12 protein-coding genes and 2 pseudogenes are annotated in these 18,848 nt (G+C 71.3%); 5 read left to right on the top strand and 9 right to left on the bottom strand.

Annotated elements, in window-relative coordinates:
• Nucleotides 1-106: 106 nt before the first annotated feature.
• Nucleotides 107-3,016 carry an excinuclease ABC subunit UvrA gene (uvrA, locus tag LX83_RS25805; RefSeq protein ID WP_253775880.1) on the bottom strand — a complete coding sequence of 970 codons (2,910 nt, stop codon included), beginning with the start codon at nucleotides 3,014-3,016 and terminating at the stop codon, nucleotides 107-109.
• Nucleotides 3,017-3,280: 264 nt separating this feature from the next.
• Nucleotides 3,281-4,576 (bottom strand): MFS transporter, encoded by a 1,296-nt coding sequence (locus tag LX83_RS25810; RefSeq protein WP_253775882.1) that lies wholly within the window; start codon nucleotides 4,574-4,576, stop codon nucleotides 3,281-3,283.
• A 122-nt stretch (nucleotides 4,577-4,698) separates the two neighbouring features.
• Here LX83_RS25810 and LX83_RS25815 point away from each other — a divergent pair.
• Nucleotides 4,699-5,400 (top strand): annotated as a pseudogene (locus LX83_RS25815) (maleylpyruvate isomerase N-terminal domain-containing protein); the annotation flags it as partial.
• Here LX83_RS25815 and LX83_RS25820 read toward each other — a convergent pair.
• Nucleotides 5,367-6,707 carry an acyltransferase family protein gene (locus LX83_RS25820; protein ID WP_253775884.1) on the bottom strand — a complete coding sequence of 447 codons (1,341 nt, stop codon included), beginning with the start codon at nucleotides 6,705-6,707 and terminating at the stop codon, nucleotides 5,367-5,369. The pseudogene LX83_RS25815 and the gene LX83_RS25820 overlap by 34 nt on opposite strands.
• 139 nt (nucleotides 6,708-6,846) lie before the next feature.
• On the opposite strand from LX83_RS25820, the gene LX83_RS25825 reads away from it, so the two are divergent.
• From LX83_RS25825 to LX83_RS25830, 3 genes and pseudogenes are all read left to right on the top strand, one after another.
• The gene (locus LX83_RS25825; RefSeq protein ID WP_253775886.1) at nucleotides 6,847-7,524 is read left to right on the top strand and encodes an MBL fold metallo-hydrolase; all 678 of its coding nucleotides are present in this window, start codon (nucleotides 6,847-6,849) and stop codon (nucleotides 7,522-7,524) included.
• Between the two features lie 145 nt (nucleotides 7,525-7,669).
• Nucleotides 7,670-7,813, top strand: a pseudogene (locus LX83_RS38795) (helix-turn-helix domain-containing protein); the annotation flags it as partial.
• A gap of 259 nt (nucleotides 7,814-8,072) precedes the next feature.
• On the top strand, nucleotides 8,073-8,249 hold the full coding sequence (locus tag LX83_RS25830; RefSeq protein ID WP_253775888.1) for a hypothetical protein: 177 nt from the start codon (nucleotides 8,073-8,075) through the stop codon (nucleotides 8,247-8,249).
• 712 nt (nucleotides 8,250-8,961) lie between these two features.
• Here the strand turns inward: LX83_RS25830 and LX83_RS25835 are convergent.
• The 3 genes from LX83_RS25835 to LX83_RS25845 all read right to left on the bottom strand — a co-directional run bounded on the left by LX83_RS25835 (nucleotide 8,962) and on the right by LX83_RS25845 (nucleotide 16,178).
• Nucleotides 8,962-9,534, bottom strand: a complete 573-nt coding sequence (locus tag LX83_RS25835) for a competence protein CoiA family protein (protein ID WP_253775889.1) — start codon at nucleotides 9,532-9,534, stop codon at nucleotides 8,962-8,964.
• Nucleotides 9,535-9,898: 364 nt separating this feature from the next.
• Entirely contained in the window at nucleotides 9,899-14,602 is a 4,704-nt protein-coding gene (locus LX83_RS25840) for a coiled-coil domain-containing protein (RefSeq protein WP_253775890.1), read from the bottom strand.
• Nucleotides 14,603-15,215: 613 nt separating this feature from the next.
• Nucleotides 15,216-16,178 carry an SDR family oxidoreductase gene (locus tag LX83_RS25845; protein ID WP_253775891.1) on the bottom strand — a complete coding sequence of 321 codons (963 nt, stop codon included), beginning with the start codon at nucleotides 16,176-16,178 and terminating at the stop codon, nucleotides 15,216-15,218.
• A gap of 122 nt (nucleotides 16,179-16,300) precedes the next feature.
• Between LX83_RS25845 and LX83_RS25850 the strand changes: the two genes are divergently transcribed.
• A complete protein-coding gene (locus LX83_RS25850) occupies nucleotides 16,301-16,891 on the top strand; it encodes a TetR family transcriptional regulator (RefSeq protein WP_253775892.1) in 591 nt (196 codons plus the stop codon).
• Nucleotides 16,892-17,047: 156 nt separating this feature from the next.
• Here LX83_RS25850 and LX83_RS25855 read toward each other — a convergent pair whose 3' ends face one another.
• The 3 genes from LX83_RS25855 to LX83_RS25865 form a co-directional block, all read right to left on the bottom strand.
• Entirely contained in the window at nucleotides 17,048-17,452 is a 405-nt protein-coding gene (locus tag LX83_RS25855; RefSeq protein ID WP_253775893.1) for a PIN domain-containing protein, read from the bottom strand.
• Nucleotides 17,445-17,723, bottom strand: coding sequence for a type II toxin-antitoxin system Phd/YefM family antitoxin (locus tag LX83_RS38525; protein WP_253775894.1), 279 nt, complete (start codon nucleotides 17,721-17,723; stop codon nucleotides 17,445-17,447). The genes LX83_RS25855 and LX83_RS38525 overlap by 8 nt, the downstream gene beginning before the upstream one ends.
• A gap of 175 nt (nucleotides 17,724-17,898) precedes the next feature.
• Entirely contained in the window at nucleotides 17,899-18,756 is an 858-nt protein-coding gene (locus tag LX83_RS25865) for an amidohydrolase family protein (RefSeq protein ID WP_253775895.1), read from the bottom strand.
• Between the last annotated feature and the right edge of the window lie 92 nt (nucleotides 18,757-18,848).

An 18,848-nucleotide genomic window follows, 5' to 3' on the forward strand; every position in this document is an offset into this window, starting at 1 on the left:
GGTTAAGGACAAGAGGTTCGCACGGCTAACGGTCCACAAGAGACTGGGGCAGCCGGTGCGTGACCGACTGCCCCAGTCCAGCGAGTACCCCGTGCGGCGGGCCGGGTCAGCCGGCGACGGCCTCCTCGATCACCGCGGCCTCGGCCGTGCCCAGTTCGGGCAGGCCGAGCATGGGCCGCAGGAACCGGCCGGTGTAGCTCTCCTCGACCTCGGCCAACTCCTCCGGGGTGCCTTCGGCCAGCACCTCGCCACCGCCGGAGCCGCCCTCCGGGCCCATGTCGATGATCCAGTCCGACGTCTTGATCACGTCGAGGTTGTGCTCGATCACGATCACCGTGTTGCCCTTGTCGACCAGCCCGTTGATCACGCCGAGCAGCTTGCTGATGTCCTCGAAGTGCAGGCCGGTGGTGGGCTCGTCCAGGATGTAGACGGTCTTGCCGGTGGACCGCTTCTGCAGCTCGCTGGCCAGCTTCACGCGCTGCGCCTCACCGCCGGACAGGGTGGGCGCCGGCTGGCCCAGGCGCACGTAGCCCAGGCCCACGTCGACCAGGGTGCGCAGGTGGCGGTGGATGGCGTTGATCGGCTGGAAGAACTCGCACGCCTGCTCGATGGGCATGTCGAGCACCTCGGCGATGGTCTTGCCCTTGTAGTGGACCTCCAGGGTCTCCCGGTTGTACCGGGCGCCCTTGCAGACCTCGCACGGCACGTACACGTCCGGCAGGAAGTTCATCTCGATCTTGATCGTGCCGTCGCCCGCGCACGCCTCGCAGCGCCCGCCCTTGACGTTGAACGAGAACCGGCCCGGCTGGTAGCCGCGCACCTTCGCCTCGGTGGTGGCCGCGAACAGCTTGCGGATGTGGTCGAACACGCCGGTGTAGGTGGCCGGGTTGGACCGGGGTGTGCGGCCGATCGGCGACTGGTCGACCTGCACCAGCTTGTCCACGTGGTTGAGCCCGCGCACCCGGGTGTGCCGGCCGGGCACCTGGCGGGCGCCGTTGAGCTTGTTCGCCAGCACCGTGGCCAGGATGTCGTTGACCAGCGTGGACTTGCCCGAACCGGACACGCCGGTGACCGCGACCAGGCAACCCAGCGGGAAGGACACGTCGATGCCGCGCAGGTTGTTCTCGCGCGCGCCCACCACGGTGAGCTGGCGCTTGCGGTCGACCGGGCGGCGGGTGGCCGGCACCGGGATCTGCTTGCGGCCGGACAGGTAGGCGCCGGTCATCGACTCCCGGTTGGTCAGCAGCTTCTTGTACGGGCCGCTGTGCACCACCCTGCCGCCGTGCTCGCCCGCACCCGGGCCGATGTCGACCACCCAGTCCGAGGCGCGGACGGTGTCCTCGTCGTGCTCGACCACGATCAGGGTGTTGCCCAGGTCGCGCAGGCGGGTCAGGGTCTCGATCAGCCGGTGGTTGTCCCGCTGGTGCAGGCCGATGGACGGCTCGTCCAGCACGTAGAGCACGCCGACCAGGCCGGAGCCGATCTGGGTGGCCAGCCGGATGCGCTGGGCCTCACCACCGGAGAGGGTGCCGGCGGCCCGGTTCAGCGACAGGTAGTCCAGGCCGACGTCGAGCAGGAAGCGCAGCCGGGCCTGGATCTCCTTGAGCACCGCGCCCGCGATCATCTGCTCGCGCGGCCCCAGCTCCAGGCCGTCGAGGAACTCGGCGCACTCGCGCACGCTCAGCGCGCACACCTCGGCGATGGACAGCTCACCCTCGGTGCGGTGCGCCAGGGTGACCGCCAGGATCTCCGGCTTGAGCCGGGTGCCCTGGCAGGCCGGGCAGGGCACCTCCCGCATGTAGCCCTCGTACTTCTCCCGCATGTACTCGGACTCGGTCTGCTCCTGGCGCCGCTCCAGGAACGGGATCACGCCCTCGAAGTTGGCGTAGTAGGAGCGCTGCCGGCCGTAGCGGTTGCGGTAGCGGACGTGCACCTGCTCGTCGACGCCGTGCAGCACGGCCTTCTGCACCTTGGTGGGCAGCTGCCGCCACGGGGTGTCCATGCGGAAGCCGATGGTCTCGGCCAGCGACTCCAGCAGCCGGGTGAAGTACTCGGCGGTCTGGCCGCCGGCCCACGGCGCGATCGCGCCGTCGGCCAGGGACAGCTCCGGGTCGGGCACGACCAGCTCCGGGTCGACCTCCTTGCGCACGCCGATGCCGGTGCACTCGGGGCAGGCGCCGTAGGGGGCGTTGAACGAGAACGAGCGCGGCTCCAGGTCCTCCACGGCCAGCGGGTGGCCGTTGGGGCAGGCCAGGTTCTCGGAGAAGCCCCGCTCGCGGTGCGGGTCGTCCTCGGGCAGGTCGACGAACTCCAGCACGACCAGGCCGTCGGCCAGGCGCAGCGCGGTCTCCACCGAGTCGGTGAGCCGCTGCTTGGCGCTGGCCTTGACGGCGAGCCGGTCGATCACCACGGCGATGTGGTGCTTCTCCTGCTTCTTCAGCTTGGGCGGCTCGGACAGCGGGTAGGTCTGGCCGTCGACCCGGGCCCGGGAGTAGCCCTGCGTCTGGAGCTGGGCGAACAGGTCCACGTACTCGCCCTTGCGGCCCCGCACGATCGGGGCGAGCACCTGGAAGCGGGTGCCCGGCTCCATGGCCAGCACCTGGTCGACGATCTGCTGCGGGGTCTGCCGGCTGATCGGCTCGCCGCAGGTGGGGCAGTGCGGCTTGCCGGCCCTGGCGTAGAGCAGCCGCAGGTAGTCGTAGACCTCGGTGATGGTGCCCACGGTCGAGCGCGGGTTGCGGCTGGTCGACTTCTGGTCGATCGACACGGCCGGCGACAGGCCCTCGATGAAGTCCACGTCCGGCTTGTCCATCTGGCCGAGGAACTGTCGGGCGTAGGCCGACAGCGACTCCACGTAACGCCGCTGTCCCTCGGCGAAGATGGTGTCAAAGGCCAGGCTGGACTTGCCTGAACCGGACAGCCCGGTGAACACGATCAGGCTGTCCCTCGGCAGGTCGAGATCAACGCTGCGCAGGTTGTGCTCGCGGGCGCCGCGAACGACAAGGCGGTCGGCCACTGGGGTCCCTTCGGCTTTTGTTGGGCGAGTCCGGCCAGGTCAGAGCTGGATGACTGGCGACGTGGCGCACGGTGATCCATTCCCCGAACAGACGTTCGAACACCTTACTCGCTGCTGACCGCCGGGGTGGCGGCGGTCCGGGGTGCGACAGGTGTCTCGCGCCGGGATCGGCCTGGAGCCATGCTAGGACCACCCACCGACAACAACGGACCGACCGGCGTCCAGATTCCCGCCGGCCGGTCCCCCAGTTCGGTGTGCCGCTGGTCACGCCCTCGTCGAGACCAGGTCCGCGTCCCGCGTCTCCCTGGTCGTCACGAACACCACCAGGCTGATCAGGCACAGCACCGCCAGGTACCAGGGGTACCAGGTGCCGGCGCGGTCACCCAGCCACTGGATCACGTACGGCGCGGTTCCGCCGAACAGGGCCACGGTCAGCGCGTAGGGCAGGCCGATGCCGGCGGTGCGCACCTCGGTCGGGAACATCTCGGCCATGGCGGTCGGGGCGACCGCGCCGTAGCAGGCGAACAGGCCCAGTCCACCGGCCATGGCCACGAACAGCGCCCACGGCGAGGTGTTGATCAGCAGGAACAGCGGCGCGGCCAGCAGCACGAACCCGCCGGCGAACACGATCAGCAGTGGCCGCCGCCCGATCCGGTCGGACAGCGCGCCCAGCAGCGGCAGCACCCCGATGAACAGCACCTGCGCCGCGATGCCCGCCCAGTCCGCGCCAACCGCGGGCACGCCCACCTGCTTGGCGTAGGTGGGCAGGTAGACGGCGAACGTGTAATAGGCGGTGGTGGCACCGAGGGTGAACCCGACCACCCGCAGCACGGCCACGGGGTGCCGGCGCAGCACCTCGGCGGTGGGCCGGGCCACCCGCTGGTCCTTGCTGGCCAGGAACGCCTCGGTCTCGGCCAGGGTGCGCCGCAGGTACAGCCCGTACACGCCGAGCAGCGCGCCGATCACGAACGGGATGCGCCAGCCCCAGTCGGCCACGGCGTCGGCGCCGAGCAGGCCGATCAGCACCGGGGACAGCAGCGAGGCCAGCAGGGTGCCGGTGGCGTTGCTGATGTAGAGGAAGCTGCCGTAGAAGCCGCGCCGGTTGGCCGGGGCGAGTTCGGCCAGGTAGGTGGCGCTGGCGGCGAACTCACCACCGGTGGACAGACCCTGGGCGATCCGGGCGGTCACCAGCAGCACCGGCGCCAGCAGCCCGATCTGCGCGTAGGTCGGCGAGATCGCGATCAGCAGGCTGCCGCCGGCCATCAGCACCACGGACAGGGTCATGCCGGCGCGGCGGCCGTGCCGGTCGGTGAACGCCGCCAGCAGCGCGCCGCCCAGCGGGCGGAAGAAGAACCCGACCGCGAAGATCGCCAACGCGCTGAGCAGCGCGGTCGCCCCGCTGCCCCCGGCGAAGAACTGCTTGGAGAAGTAGCCGGCGAAGATCGCGTAGACGTTCCAGTCGAACCACTCCAGGCCGTTGCCGATGGCCGCGGCCGTCAGCGCGCGCACCCGACCCGGCCTGGCCGTGGCCGTTTCGACTGGTTGGGATGTTTCTGTCATTCATTGCTCCACAAGTCGGGCTCTGCCCGCCATTCGTGTCCGACGGGCCTACCAGGAGTTGGCCGAGCCTCCTACGCTGGAGTGAGCCACCCAACCACGCCACAACGCCCGGGGGTAGGCAGATGATCCAGGCCAGCAGCACCGGCGGTGGTCCGGCTGTTCGATCTGTCCGATCAGCCGACGCCACCGTGCCACCGCCGCGCGGCGAACCCGAGGCGGCGCGGATCGCCAGAGCCGGCCTGGACGCCGTCGAACAGGCGACCCAGCGACTGTACGCGCTGGTCAGCGGCATGGACGAGGCCACGGCGCGCGGCCGCAGCCGGCTGCCCGGGTGGACCAGGGCGCATCTGCTGACCCACCTGGCCCGCAACGCCGACGCCCTGGTGAACCTGCTCACGTGGGCGCGCACCGGCGTGGAGCACGCCGCCTACTACAGCTGCGCCGACCGGGACGCCGACGTCGAGGAGGGCGCGCACCGGCCGGCCGCGCTGCTGGTGGCGGACCTGGAGGCGGCCAGCCAGCGGTGGGCCGAGGCAGCCGCCGGCATGCCGGCCTCCGCCTGGGCGGCCGAGGTGGCCACCAGCCACGGCCAGCTGCTGCCCGCGGCGGAACTGCCGTGGATCCGCATGCGCGAGGTGTGGATCCACGCGGTCGACCTCGATCTCGGGCTGGAGTTCGCCGACGTGCCCGTGGCGCGTCTGGAGACCCTGCTCGACCACGCCGTGCGCCACCACGCCGGGCGGGCGGAGGGCCCGACCATCAGGCTGGAACTCGACCTGCCCGGCGGCGGTCAGCGCACCTGGGAGTTGTTCGGCGGGGACACCGCGATCCCACTCACCGTGCGCGCCTCCGCGGACCGGGCACTGGCCTGGCTGACCGGCCGGGGTGACGGCTCCGCGCTGGGCAGCGCGCTGCCGCCACTGCCCCGCTGGATCTGAGCCGGCCCCCGCCCGGGCTCGGCCCCGAGCAGCCGGCCGGTCCGCCGCTGCCCTGTCACGCTCGCCCTGGCCAGCACCGAGCCAGGGCGGAACAGCGGCGGCCGCACCCAGGAGAACAGCACCGCGCTGGCCAGCCAGGCCGGCTGCGGACCGGTCAGCCACCGGTGGGCTGGCCGCTCCACCAGCACGGTGAGCAGCCAGCCCAGCAGCACCGCCGAGCCGACGAAGCCGGCCAGCAGCGACCACGACGTGAACCCGCGCTCGGCCAGCCGCACCATCACCACGTTGCCGATCTCCTGGTGGACCAGGTACACGCCGTAGGAGATGCCGGCCAACCAGGTGATCGGCCGGGACAGCGCGCGCAGCAGCGGCCGGTCCCAGTCCGGCCCGCCCGCGGCCAGGCACACCGCGAGCAGCAGCACACCGAACCCGATGGTGGACGCCAGCTCACCGCTGTGGATCTCCTGCGCGACGACCGCCGCGGTCAGCAGGCAGGCCAGGTGCGGGCCGCCCAGCCGACCCCGGCTCCACAGCCAGATCGCCGCGCCCGCGGCGAACAGCTGGGCGCGGTGCAGGCCGAGCCCGTCGGAGGCGGTGCGCAGCGGCCCCGGCTCGAACGTGCCCAGTCGCACGATCAGGGGAACGGCCACCAGTGCCCACAGCAGCAGCCGCAGTGCCCGACCCCGCCCGAGCGCCCGGCCGCAGAGCAGTGCCCCGGCCGCGAAGGCGACCACCTGGACGGGCACCGTCCAGTAGGCGAAGTCGACCATGCGCACGTCCGGCAGCCACGCCTGCAGCAGCAGGATGTTGAACACCACGTCCCGCCCGTCGAGCTGGCCCCAGCCCTCCGGCGCCACCCAGCGCTGCACCAGGAAGGTCAGCACCACGGCCGCGGCGAACGCCGGCATCATCCGGGCCAGCCGGTTGCGCAAGAACCGGCCCGGCCGCCCCTTGGCCAGCGACGCGCACGCGAAGTAGGCGGAGATGACCATGAGTGTGCTGGCGCCCATGGACAGCACGAAGGTGAACGGGAGGGTGCCCAGCTCGGCGTGGTTGGCCGGGCCGGTGTGCGTGGCGTGTTGCAGGAGCACGCAGAACACCGCGACAACGCGGAGCACGTCCCAACTCAGGCGGCGGCGCGAGCGGGTGGAGCTGGTGGGGAGCCGGTGGTCTGTTGCGGGGGCGTCAGTCACGAGCTGGAGGACCTGTTCGGAGTCGGACGGCAACGGCTGTTCGGGGTATCTCCTTGGCTCCAGCCGAGCCTAGGGGGTCAACCTGTGAGGACTCTGAAGACATGCGGTGTCTCCGGTCGACCGGCTACGGTCTGCGAGCGTGGACGTACTAGACACCTACACCGGTCACGTGGACCCGGGCGGACCGGCGACCCGGCGCACGCTGGACGCGCTGACGATCACCAAGATCTCCGTGGGCCCGATGGACAACAACGCCTACCTGCTGGTGTGCCGCGAAACCCACGAGGCCCTGCTGATCGACGCCGCCGCCGACCCGGAGCGGCTGTCCGACCTGATCGGCTACGACTCCCAGCGTCCGACGCTGCGCACCATCGTCACCACCCACCAGCACGGCGACCACTGGCAGGCCCTGGGCGCGGTGGCCGGCGCGAACGGGTCGAACACCATCGCCCACCCCCTGGACGCCGAACCACTGCCGGTGCCACCCGATCGGCTGGTCGAACACGGCGACACCATCCCCGTGGGCCGCGTCGAACTGAGCGTGATCCACCTGCGCGGGCACACCCCCGGCTCCATCGCCCTGCTCTACCAGGACCCGGCCGGCCACCCACACCTGTTCACCGGCGACTCGCTCTTCCCTGGCGGGGTCGGGAAGACCACCTCACCGGAGGACTTCCAGTCGCTGATCACCGACGTGACCGAGCGCGTCTTCGACGTCCTGCCGGACGACACCTGGTTCTACCCGGGCCACGGCGACGACTCCACCCTCGGCGAACAGCGCCCCCACCTCGCCGAATGGCGTGAGCGCGGTTGGTGAGCTGAGGAACGTCCCGGACGGGGCCGCCTGACCCGACAGGCAGCCCCGTCTGCTGTCGCAGCAGCACGACGGGACCTCGATCGGACGCAGGAGGTCCGACCGTGCCCACATCGTGCCGCGGCCCCCGCCCGCCGGTGGTGCTGCCGTGAGCATCGAAGCGATCAACTGGGCGCTCAACCACGCCCCCATCCCCACCGACCGCAAGGACCCCTCCACCCTGGCGATCGCCCTGATCACCCTGGCCAACCACGCCGGCCCGGACGGCACCGAGGCGTTCCCGTCGATCGAACGCCTGACCACCTACACCCGGCTCTCCCACCGCACCGTCCAGCGCGCTCCGCTCCCTGGAAGAGCTGGGCCTGATCCACACGGGCAACCCCCGCTACCGCGACACCCGGATCGAGCGCGCCCAACGGGCGCTCGACAACCCCACCGGAGTGCGGCCAGTGCGACGCCCGACCGGGCGACCCGATCTCCGCAGGGAGCGCCTCGACACAGCGGTGTGGCTCCTGATCGTCGATGGCCTGGCCACCGGGCGGCATGTCTCGGTGCACGACACCCAACTCGACGCACAGGCCATGCTGGAGCACCTGGTGGACGACCATGTCCACCACGAGGACAGCATCAGCCAGCTGTCGTGGACCATCGCGCAGCGTGCCATGGCTGGTGGGAACACCAGGGAGACCTGCCACGACAAGTTGCTCCCGCTGCCGGCTCCCGAGTAGACCGCCCGCTCCGAGCGCGTCCGGAGACGGGCGTTCGCCGTAGAGCTGAGGGATGCTCTTGGACCAGTCGACCTGGCTGGGGGTGGCGAGCCGGCCGGCGGGGCAGCATGGGGACCACCCCACCGCGGTCGTGGGCGGCTCGGCAGCGCTGGCGGGCAGCCGCCGACGCCGACGAGGTGTGGGCGGCGGGGAAATTGCTGCGGGCTCTGGCCTGGCAGGTGTGCGGCGACCCGATCGAGCGGGGTGTCGCCCGCCGCATCGATGCCACGTACTGCTCGGGCCGGTGTTGAACTCGGGCGTGGAGAGCCCGTCAGGATCATGGCGACCAGCCGTCACGGTGAGCACCGGATGTGACGGTGACGCTCATGGTCATCGCAGCCAGTTGAGCGGTGGCCACCTGGGCCAGCGGTTCTTCGGGGGTGGCTCAGGAACTCGCCGGCGAGGACGTCGGCGTCGGCTCGGTCTGGCTGCTCGGCGCGGGCGCGGAGGACGTGGGGTCGCCCTGGACCGGCTTGGGCTTGCCGGACACACAGGAGTCGACGAAGAACTGCTTGACCTGGACCTCCCACTCTTGCGAGGTTCTTCCGGAACTGAGGTCGGAAGGGGCGTCGCGGGCGAAACGAGCGCATACCGTTACAGACGGGTCGAATGCGGGCAGTACGTCAAGCGCCACCCCTTGTCCCCGGTGATCCTGACGGTGGGTTTGTGGTGGTCACTCCGCTGGCGCGAAGATCACCGCCCACTCCTTCTCATACCGGCCAGGGCGGCAGGTCAGTGCGAACGTGGCCGGCGTGGAGATGATGTTCTTGAGCGTGCGGGGCTGGTAGGAGTGGGGGATGCCGTCCTCGTCGTAGCCCGTGCGTTCGACCGCTGAGGACAGCCGCAGGTTCCACACCTCTTCGGCGTCGACATCGATCACGAAGACGCCCTGGCCGAAGCGGTTGTCGCCCCAGAGCATCTCCCTGGGCACCCGGCACTCGATGTCGACCAGGTCGTAGCCCGGTGGCTGTGCGGCGGCCAGGAGGCTGCGCGCCCGGTTGTCGGTGAACACCCAGAGCGTGCCCAGGAAGCCCAGGCGGTGACGATCCAGGCGGGTGCGAGCCTTCGCCCGTTCGACCGGGATCGCCGAGTCCTGCGCCTCGACCGCGACCCGGTGCCCGCTGGGCATGGCGACCGCGACGTCGACTCGTCGGCCGTGCTGGACATGGGTCTCCTCCAGCTGGACCTGGTAGCCCTGGCCGCGGAACCGGTGGGCCAGCAGGTGCTTGGCGCGCAGGTGGGTCACGCTTTCCGGCTCGCTCCAGCACTCCGAGCCGGGCGCGTGCGCGAAGTGGGCGACCTTGACTCGCGCGCTTGAGCCGGACCGGTCCTTGGCAGGCCGGGCAGGTGAACTGCTCGCCGGGCAGGTCCCACGCCGCTTCAACCGGTTGGCCGGTGGTGTCGAGAGCGACCAGCATCGCTCACTCCGATCTCGGACGACCGCGGCCTACGACACCGAGCACTTCTCCCCGGTGGGGGTCTTGTGGGACGGGAACTTGCCGTTCTTGTTCAGGGTGATGCGCTTGCGGTTGCACCGCGGGCCATGTCGGACGGCGCGTTCGCGGCGGACTTCGCCTCGACCGCGGCTGAAGCCGGCCGGTCGGGATCGGTTACAGGTCGAGGTCGAACTCGTCCTCCTGGTAGCCCTTGTACTGCGACTTCAAGCCCCGTTCCGAGGGCTCCACCTGCGCCTTCGCCTGGAAGTAGCGCACCCGCTCCCCCAGCGTGCCGGTTCGCTCCTTGTCGGCCAGGTCGGCATTCCGCGCGTCGCGCAGCTCCTGCGCCTTGCGCTTCTCGGCGTCGAACTCGGCCTGCAGGGCATCCAGGTCGTCGGTCTTGAACTTCGCGCGCAGCCGGTCGAGTTCCTGCTTCCGAGCGACGGGGTCGGCGATGTTCTTCGCATCCCGGATGGCGTTGTAGTTCTCCTCCGCCCTCCGGTGCAGATTCTCCAGCATGTTGTCCAGGTACTGGGGGTGTCCCTGCTCGTAACCGCCGGCGTGGCCGCGATCGGCCTCCGGTCCCTTCGCCTCGTAGATCCGGTATTCCTTGCCGTACGTGTCGTGCGGTGCCTCGAAGACGCCGTCCAGGTGGCCCGCTCCCCGGTCGGGCAGTTCCTCGACCAGGGTGAACGCCCGGTCGGGCGGGCGTTGCGCGTTCAGGTCGGCGACCCGGTGGTTCATGGCGAACTGGCCGATGTACTCGCCGCGTTCGCTGCGCATGATCCCGTGCTCGGCGCGGAGTTCCTCCGGTGAAACCGGCCCCGGTTGTCCGTCGTTCGGGGTGTCCTTGTCCCCGCTCGCGGCGGTCCGAGCCGGCAGGCCCTGCTGGGCGAGGTGGTGCTCGGCCTGCGCCCGCCACTCCTGCTTCCTGGCGGCGGCGAGGTCGGCTTCTACCTCGCGCAACGCCGCCTCAGCCCTGGCGCGGTCGGCGGGCGGGGCCGCGTCCAGGTCCCGCTGGGCCTCGGCGCGTCGGGCACGCGCGTCCCCGACGACCTGCTCGGCGCGCCGGATCTCCGCCTCCAGGTCGTCGTGCCGCGCGGCGGCCCGGTGGGCACGTTCGGCTTCGGCGTACTTGGCGTTGAAGTCGGCTTCGGCTCGACGGGCCGCGTCCAGGTCCGCCTCGGCCCGTTTCACGCGCGCCTCGGCGTCGGCGTGCTCCTTGCGCACGGCGGCGAGGTCGGCCTCGGCCTTGTCCGTCGACCGGCGGGACGTCCTGGCCTGGTCCAGGTCCTTCTCGGCTTCCTTGACCCGGGCTGCGGCGTGGTCGCGCCTGGCTTTGGCGACGTCCAGTTCGGCCTCCTTGACCTGGGCCGCGGCGGTGTACTTGCGGGCCAGCGCCGCGTCCTCCCCGGCCTCACGCACCCGTTTCGGGTCGGCGTCGGCCATCCACGGGTCTGACTCGGCCGCGTACCGCCGGGACGTCACCGCGCCCTCCTGGGCTTCCCGGGCGGCCGCGAGCTTCGCTTCCGCCGCCTTGACCGGAGCCTCGGCGCGGTGCTCCCTCGCCTGGGCCAACTCCTTCTTCGCCTCGCGGATGCTGGCGTCGTTACCGCTGTCCTCCGCTGTCTTGAGTTCCTCCTCCGCTTCCCTGACCTTCTTGTCCGCGCGTTCGATGGCGAACGGGCCGTCGGCGTCGTCGTACCGGGACTGGATTCCGGGCCGCATGTGCACCAACCGGTCCGCCGCCCACCTCTGCTCCGGGGACAGGCTGTCGCGGCTGCCGCTCTCAGTCGCCTTGACCTCGGCCTGTTCCAGCTTCTTGACGAAGAACGAGCCGTCCTCGTTGCGGCCGATCGGGGGCACCTGGACGCCGTCGATCTTTCCCTTCATCCCGGCCGCGTTCCGGGTGGGGTGCGGATTGTTGCTGTCGAACGAGCCATTCCAGTACTGCCGGTAGAACTTCTCCGCTTCGGCGCGCGGGCCGTTCAGCTTGGCTTCGATCTTCTTGTGCACCTTCTCGACGTTGGCCTTCTCCGGGTCGTCGCCGCGGTCGCGGGCGGTGTGCGGGTCGAGACCGACCTTGTCGGCGTCCCTGGTGCCTGGCACGAAGCCGTCGTCGCCGGCGCGGGTGGTGGTGCCGTCGGGACGGTGGACCTGCCATTCACCGTTCGGTGGGATCTTGGGGCGGCGCTCACCGTTCGGGCCGATCTCCGGCTCGGAGGCGAAGACCCGGCCGTCGGTGTCGCTCCACGCGGCCCGGTTCGGCGCCAGCACCTCGGTGTCGAGGGCGCGGGACAGCCGGCGGGCGAAGTCGTTGGAGCCGGCGTCACAGCCGATCAGCCGGACCGGGCGGCCGTCGTAGTTGCCGCTGCGGCGGAGCAGGTCGGCGAACTCCTCCGGGCTGTACAGCCGGTTGCCGATGCGCGCGTGTCCGTCCGGGGTGACGTGGACGTCAGCCGTGAACCGGCCGTCCGGGTCGGGCCGGACCCGCTGCGGTAGGTCGCCCATTTTCGAGTCGCCCCGGTGGAAGGACACACCGGCCGGGGTGGCTTCCGCGTGCCGGCGAACGACCTCGTCGGGGCTCGGCCGATCCAGGTCGTGGTGGACTGGGCCATCCGGGTCGGGCCGGTGGCCGTCCGGGGCGCGGTCCGGCGTGTGGTGCGTGGGCGGGCCGGCGTCTGGTGCGTGCTGAGGGCCTTGCGGGCCAACGGGATGGCGTGGTCCGGCCGGGTCGGGGCGATACGCACCCGGGCTGGTGGGTGCGTGCTGGGCCGACCCGGTGGAACCGGCGGGTGGCCTACCGCTGCCCGGAGACGCCGGGTGCGTTGCTGGACGGCCCGGAGTGCTCGTTGCGGGACCGCCTGGGCCACCGCGGGCCACCGGGGTTGGCGCCGGTCCGGTCGGCCGGCTCGGTGGGTGGGGTGTGCGGGGCTGGATCGGGGCGGGACTGCCCGGTGTGCCGGTCCACCCAGGGCCTCGGCCCGGCCGGGTGTGCGGTGCGCCGCCGGCCGGAGCACCTGGCGATCCTGGTGACCCGGGTGCCCCTGGTGCGCCGGTTCCCGGTGGCGGTCCTTGGTGCGGCGGCGCAACGGGGCTGTCCGGGCCACGTTGCGTGGGCACCGGGGAGCCGCCGCTGTCCCTGGCGGCTACTGGCGTGGCCCCCGTGCCGGCGGAAGCAGTGCCGGCGGAATGGGGGTCGGGTCGGGGCGGGGTGGTGTCGGGGTGCGGGGTGGCACCGCCAGGCGAGGTGGGGCTGCTGTGTGGCGTGGGGCCAGGGTGTGGCGTGGCGCCACCAGGCGGCGTGGTTCCACCGTGCGGAGTTGGACCGCCGTGCGGAGGCATCGCGGTCTGCGGGGGTGGGCCGTTGGTCGGACCGGCTTCACCGCGTGGTCCACTGTGGACGGGCGGATCAGCGCTGGGTGCACCACCGGGCGAACCACCAGGATGGTTGTTCCCCAACGAATGGGCTGGCGAGGCGGTCGGGGTGGGAGTGGGGGCTCGCCCACTGCTCAACGTCGTGGCGGTGGGCGTGTGGCCGCCGGGCGAACCTGGGGTGGGGCCGAGATCGCCGGTGCGTGGTGCGAAGGCCCGGTTGGGCGCGCTGTCACCACCACCCGCGCGGGGCGTGAATCCGTTGCCGCCGTTGGGTCCTTGGGAAGGCGTGGCTGGAACGCCCGAGGGTGAACCGGAATCCGCTGCCGGGTGCCCCGAGCCAGGTCGGCTGCCACCGGGGCTGGTGGCGGGGCCGTCGCCAGCCGATCCGGTGTGCGCGCGGGGTGGAACAGTCGTCTCTGGACTGTCGATGCCGCTTGTGGTGGTGCGGGCCGGTTCGGGAGAGCCGTTGGCTCCCGCTGTTCGTGGCTGATCAGCGATCCTGGTTGTCCCGTTGTCGCCCGAGTCAGTGGTCCGCGGACCAGGGGTGTCCGCGCCGTTGTTTCCCGGGCCGTCGGGACTTCGGCCGTTGGGGCTCGGGCCGTCGGGGCTTGGGCCGTCGGCATCGGGGGAATCGCCGGTGTCGTCGACGCCACTGCCGCCATCGGGGTCACCGTCACCGCCGCGTCCACCGGGACCGTCACCGCCGTCCGGTCCGTCCGGGCGAGCGCCGCGTTGGATGAAGCCACCCGCCTTGACGTTGCGGGGATTGACGATGTCCAGGCCGGTGACCTTGCCGACGAGTTTGCCGCAGACCTTGACGATCTTCGCGAAGACGTCGGCCAACTTGCCCAGCAGCGGCGAGACCTTGCGGATCGTGCCGAGCAGACGGCGCAGCAGGTCGGCGATCTTGGTGCCCCACCTGGCGATCGCCGCGACCGCCTGGGCCACCACGACCGGTGTGCCGAGGCCGAGCGAGAACACCTCCTCCAACACCCAGGCGATCAGCTTGCCGACCAGTTCGGCGATGAGTTCGCGGATCATCTCCCGGACGAAGGCGACGACCTCGCCCATGATCATGGTCACCGTGCTGATGGCGTTCGCCGCGGTGGCCGCGGCGGCGATGGCCTCCTCCTGCTCCTTGGCGGACGCGCGGTACGCGTCAGCCGCTCCGCCCCGCCAGTTCGCGGTGCCCTGCTGCACGGCGTCGGCGAACTGGGTGCGCACCTCGCCCACCGCCTTGGCCACGTTGCCCCAGGTCTCGGCGTAGGACTGGATGACGGGCGGGTCGCCGGCGACCGAGTCGAGCATGTCCTTGAGCGGCTGGACGTGTTCCATCAGGAACGACGCGACCGACGACATCAGCCAGCCGAACGGGTCGATCGCGGCGAACGCGCCCTCCGCGGCCAACCCCAGCATGCCGAGGCCGCCCTGCACCCAGTTGCCGCTCTTGATCCCGTTGAAGGTGTCCATTGCGGACTCGGCGATGCCGATTCCGCCCATCCAACCGTAATCCCCGTTGCCGGAGGTGAGAATCCCCGGGCCGGCACCGTCCTGTGGTGCTGCGGCAACGAGGTCGTTCTTGTCCTGCGGCGGCATCAGCGCGACCCTCCCCCTCGTCAGGTCGACGTCGCCAATGGTGATGGGCGGTGCCGCGCAGCGGTTGCGCAACTCGGACAAAATGCCCTGGACGGAGTCGTGTCATGTCCGCCGAATGAGCCATCACGATGACTGATGCCCAGGTTTCCGCTACCGCGGTTCGCCGTGGCCAGGCCGCACGGCAGGGGCCAGGGCATCACCGCGTGGTCTCCCGCGGCGATGCCCTGGAGGAGCTGCCCGTCGATCAGTCCCGTGTCTGTCGAGGCGACGCTGATGTCCGCGAGCAGGCCGGTCGCGAGCCCTGAACCTGGCCTCGCCGTTGCCGGCCGAGACGACCGGCTTGTCGCGGTTGACGATGCCGTGCGCGTTGCCGAGGCCCTCGGCGATCGTGATGAGCAGGATGCCGTTGTCCCGCCGCTCCGGGGTGAGCGTCTGGTACGTGCTCCAGTCGGTGCTGGGACGCAGGCCGTGGCCGGGCCTGGGGGACCTCTGGCGTTTTCGGGTGCGCGCGTCAGCCCTAGCCGTGCTCGCGTGGGTCGTGGCGGGGCAGCCAGATCTCCTCGGCGCGGGCGCTGGCCTGCGGCGTGAAGTAGTCGCCGGTCCTGAGGTCGTCGAGCAAGGTTGCGTGCTCTGGCGTCCAGCCCAGGAGCGCCTGGGTGTGCTGGCTGGAGACGGGGACGTCGAGGGAGAAGAACCGGGCCAGGAACGGGTTCCCGAGGTGCTCGGCGGCCTGTTCCAGGGTCATCGACGTGGTGGGGATGTCGAGCAGCTGCCCGATCCGCTCGGCGATGCTCCTGATCGTGACGGCGCTTTCCCCGACTCCGTGCAGCACGCTGCCGGCGGGAGCTTTCTCCAGCGCCAGCCGGAAGAGGCTGGCGGCGTCGGCGCGGTGGACGGCCGGCCACCGGTTGGTGCCGTCGCCGATGTAGGCCGAGACGCCCGCCCTGCGCGCCGCCGCGATCAGCGCCGGGATGAACCCGTGGTCGCCGGGGCCGTGCACGGTCGGGGCGAGTCGCACGACGCTGGCTCGGACTCCCCGCTCGGCAAAGCCCAGACAGGACTGCTCGCCGGCGACGCGGAAGGCGGCGACCGAGTCGGGATCGGGCGCGTCCTGTTCCGTGCTGACCCGGCCGGCCCTCATCACCAACGTGCCGGACGTGCTGACGAACGGCTTTCCGGAGCCGACCAGCGCCTGACCGAGCGCCTCGATCGCGGCGCGGTCGCGGCGGACGAGGTCGTCCGGATCGGCGTAGTCACCGCCGTACGCCATGTGCAGCACGCCGTCGGCGGCTGCGGCGCCGCGGCGCAGGCTGTCGAGGTCGTCCAGGCAGCCGCGGTGCGGTGCGGCGCCCAGCGCCTCCAGCCGAGCGGCGGCGGCGTCCGAGCGCGCCAGACCGGTGACGGTGTGGCCGGCCGCGATGAGGTGGGCGACAACGGTGGGACCGGTCTGGCCGGTACCGCCGGTGACAAAGACGTGCATGGGAACTCCCGGATAACGCCAGTGACTGGCGCCAAGTAGCGCCAGTCACTGACTCTACGGGTAATGTCAGTGACTGGCGCAACGTGATGCCAGTCACTGACACAACGCGGTAACCTCGGCGGGTGCCACGGAGCGGAGCAGAAGCGCGCCGCCGCCTGCAACGGGCGGCCTTGGAGCTGTACCAGGAACAGGGGTTCGACCGGACCACGGCGGCGGAAATCGCCGCCAGGGCCGGGGTCAACGAACGCACCTTCTTCCGACACTTCCCGGACAAGCGCGAGGTGCTCTTCGACGGCGAAGCCGAGCTGCGCACCGCGCTGATGCGGGCGGTAGCCGAAGCACCCGAGGGGCTGGCGCCGTTCGAGGCACTGCTGCGCGCCTTCCGGAAATCCGCCCGGAACCTGGCGGACAACCGCCCGTTCTCCGATCCCCGGTGGAAAGTCATCGCGGTGACGCCGGCACTCCGCGAACGGGAGTTGGCCAAGCACGCGTCGCTCACCGAAGCCGTGGCGGAGGCGCTGCGCCGGCGCGGTCTCGGCGCCGGGTTGGCCGACCTGGCCGCCCGGACCGGCTGGGCTGCCTTTCAGCACGCGGTCCAGGCCTGGATCGCCGACCCCGCGCGCAGTCTGGACGCGCATCTCACCCAGGCCTTCGCGGATCTGCGCGCTCTCGCCGTGGCCGCCCTGTCAACGCAGGCGGGCCCCGAACACTGACCCGGCCCGTCGTCCGCGGTCACCGAAGTCGCCAACTGGACCGCGTCCCGGTTGTGCGGCGACCAGCGCCTGTGTGCGGAACGCCCGCTCGTCGCCGAATGGTGCGAACGCGGCTGGTGAGGCGCTGCGGAGCGGGGTCGTGGCGCGCGCCGCTCCTCACACCTCGACCACGTCCACCACACTCCGCAGACCGACGAAGTCCTTGCCGTTGCGGGTGTAGAGCGGGAGCCCCCGCGCGGAGGCGATCGCGGCGATCATCAAGTCCACTCGACGTGGTTTCGGGTCGCGGTTGGCCTCAAGGGTCAACGCCACCAGTGTGCCGAAGCGGGCGGCGGCCTGACCGTCGAACGGCAACGGGTCGAAGTCCACGATCGCGGCGCCCAGCTTCTCGGTGCGCGCGGCCCGCGTCGCCGCGTCCCTGGCCATCGCCACCCCCTGGTGCAACTCCGCCAGGGTGATCGCGGTCAGTTCGGGAAACCTCGGCAGAGCAGTCGGGTCCAACAGCCCGAGGTCGATATAGGCGCAGGTGTCCAGCACACCCGACTCATGCTGATCAGCCACGGTCGCGCTCCCACGGGTCATCGGCACCGACGCGGTCCTGGGTGCCGAAGAACTCGTCGGCTTCCTGTCGCATGCGTTCGTGGTCGACCCGAGGCAGCGTGCGGTGGCGCTCGACGAGTTCCGCCGAGGAGAGCCGACGGCGCCGGGGCAACGGGCGCACCTCCGCGATCTCCACACCGTTGCGGGTGACGTGGTAGGTCTCCCCCGCCTCCACCGCGTCCATCACGGCAGCGGAGTTGTTGCGGAACTCCCGCTGGCTGATCACCTTCACAGGAACACTGTAGCTCGATGAGACACACCGTGCTACAGATCGACGGACGCGTTCACCGTTGAAGTGATCCGCAGCACCGCAAGTCCTGGATATTGGCCGGTGTTCGGACTGGACGGAACGCGCGCGCCCAACCGGGCGATCCGGCTGCCGGGCAGGGAGATCCAGCTCCGATCGGTCATCGGTGAGCGCGGGCCCGGTGTTCGCCGTGCCCCGGGGCGGCCAGCATCCGCCGGCCGCCGTCGTCGGCGGGACGCAGCCCGAACGTGGCGCGAGACGCCATCTGGTGGGCTCGAACGGTGATCGAGGCGATCACGGTCAGCGTGGGGATCACGAAGACGCCGGCGGCGGCGATCTTCTCGATCAGCTCGTCGGTGTGCGGCCGGTCGAAGAAGAGGTGGGTGAGTCCGTCGACGCCGGCGTCGACGACCTGACCGGCCGTCTCGGTGGTCGTCGCGTGCGCGAGGACCAGCTGGTCGCGGGCGTGGCCCGCGCGGACGACCGCCGCGACCAGTTCGGGAGCGAGGCTGGGCAGGGACGAGCCGACCAGGTGGCCGTCCTCCACCAGCACCTTGAGGTAGTCGGCGCCCTCGGCGATCCTGGCCTCGCCGAACGCCGGGACCTCGGCGACGCGCGTGGCCGTCGGCCACGGCGGGTCCCCCTCCCCCTTCCGGAGCTGGTGCGGGTGCCCGTCCGCCGGGGTGAGCCCGATGGACGGGGAGCGCACGTCGGCGAGGTCGTTCGACTCGGCGACGAGGCGGCGCAGCGGGATCATCCGCTCCGGGATGGCGAGCATGTCGAACTCGGTGGTGATCCCGAACGTGACGGCCTGGCGGAGTCCCTCCGCGTCGGTGTGCGTGTGCGCGTCGGTCAGGCCGGGCAGCAACGTGGCACCGGTGCCGTCGACCAGTTCGACCCCCTCGGGTCGGCTGCCCGCGACGCTGCTGATCCTGCCGTCCACGACCGCGACGTCGACGACCCCGAGCAGGTCCGCACCATCGAAGACGCGCGCGCCTGTGATTGCGAAGTGGTTCACGGCTGACTCCTGCGGGAACTCGTGCGGCGGCACGACCGCCGGTGATCAGGTCGTTCTCCGCGGCGAGGCGGGACCCGCGCCGCGTCGTCAGC

Source organism: Goodfellowiella coeruleoviolacea (assembly GCF_024171785.1).
In the GTDB taxonomy this organism is placed as follows: Bacteria; Actinomycetota; Actinomycetes; order Mycobacteriales; family Pseudonocardiaceae; genus Goodfellowiella; species Goodfellowiella coeruleoviolacea.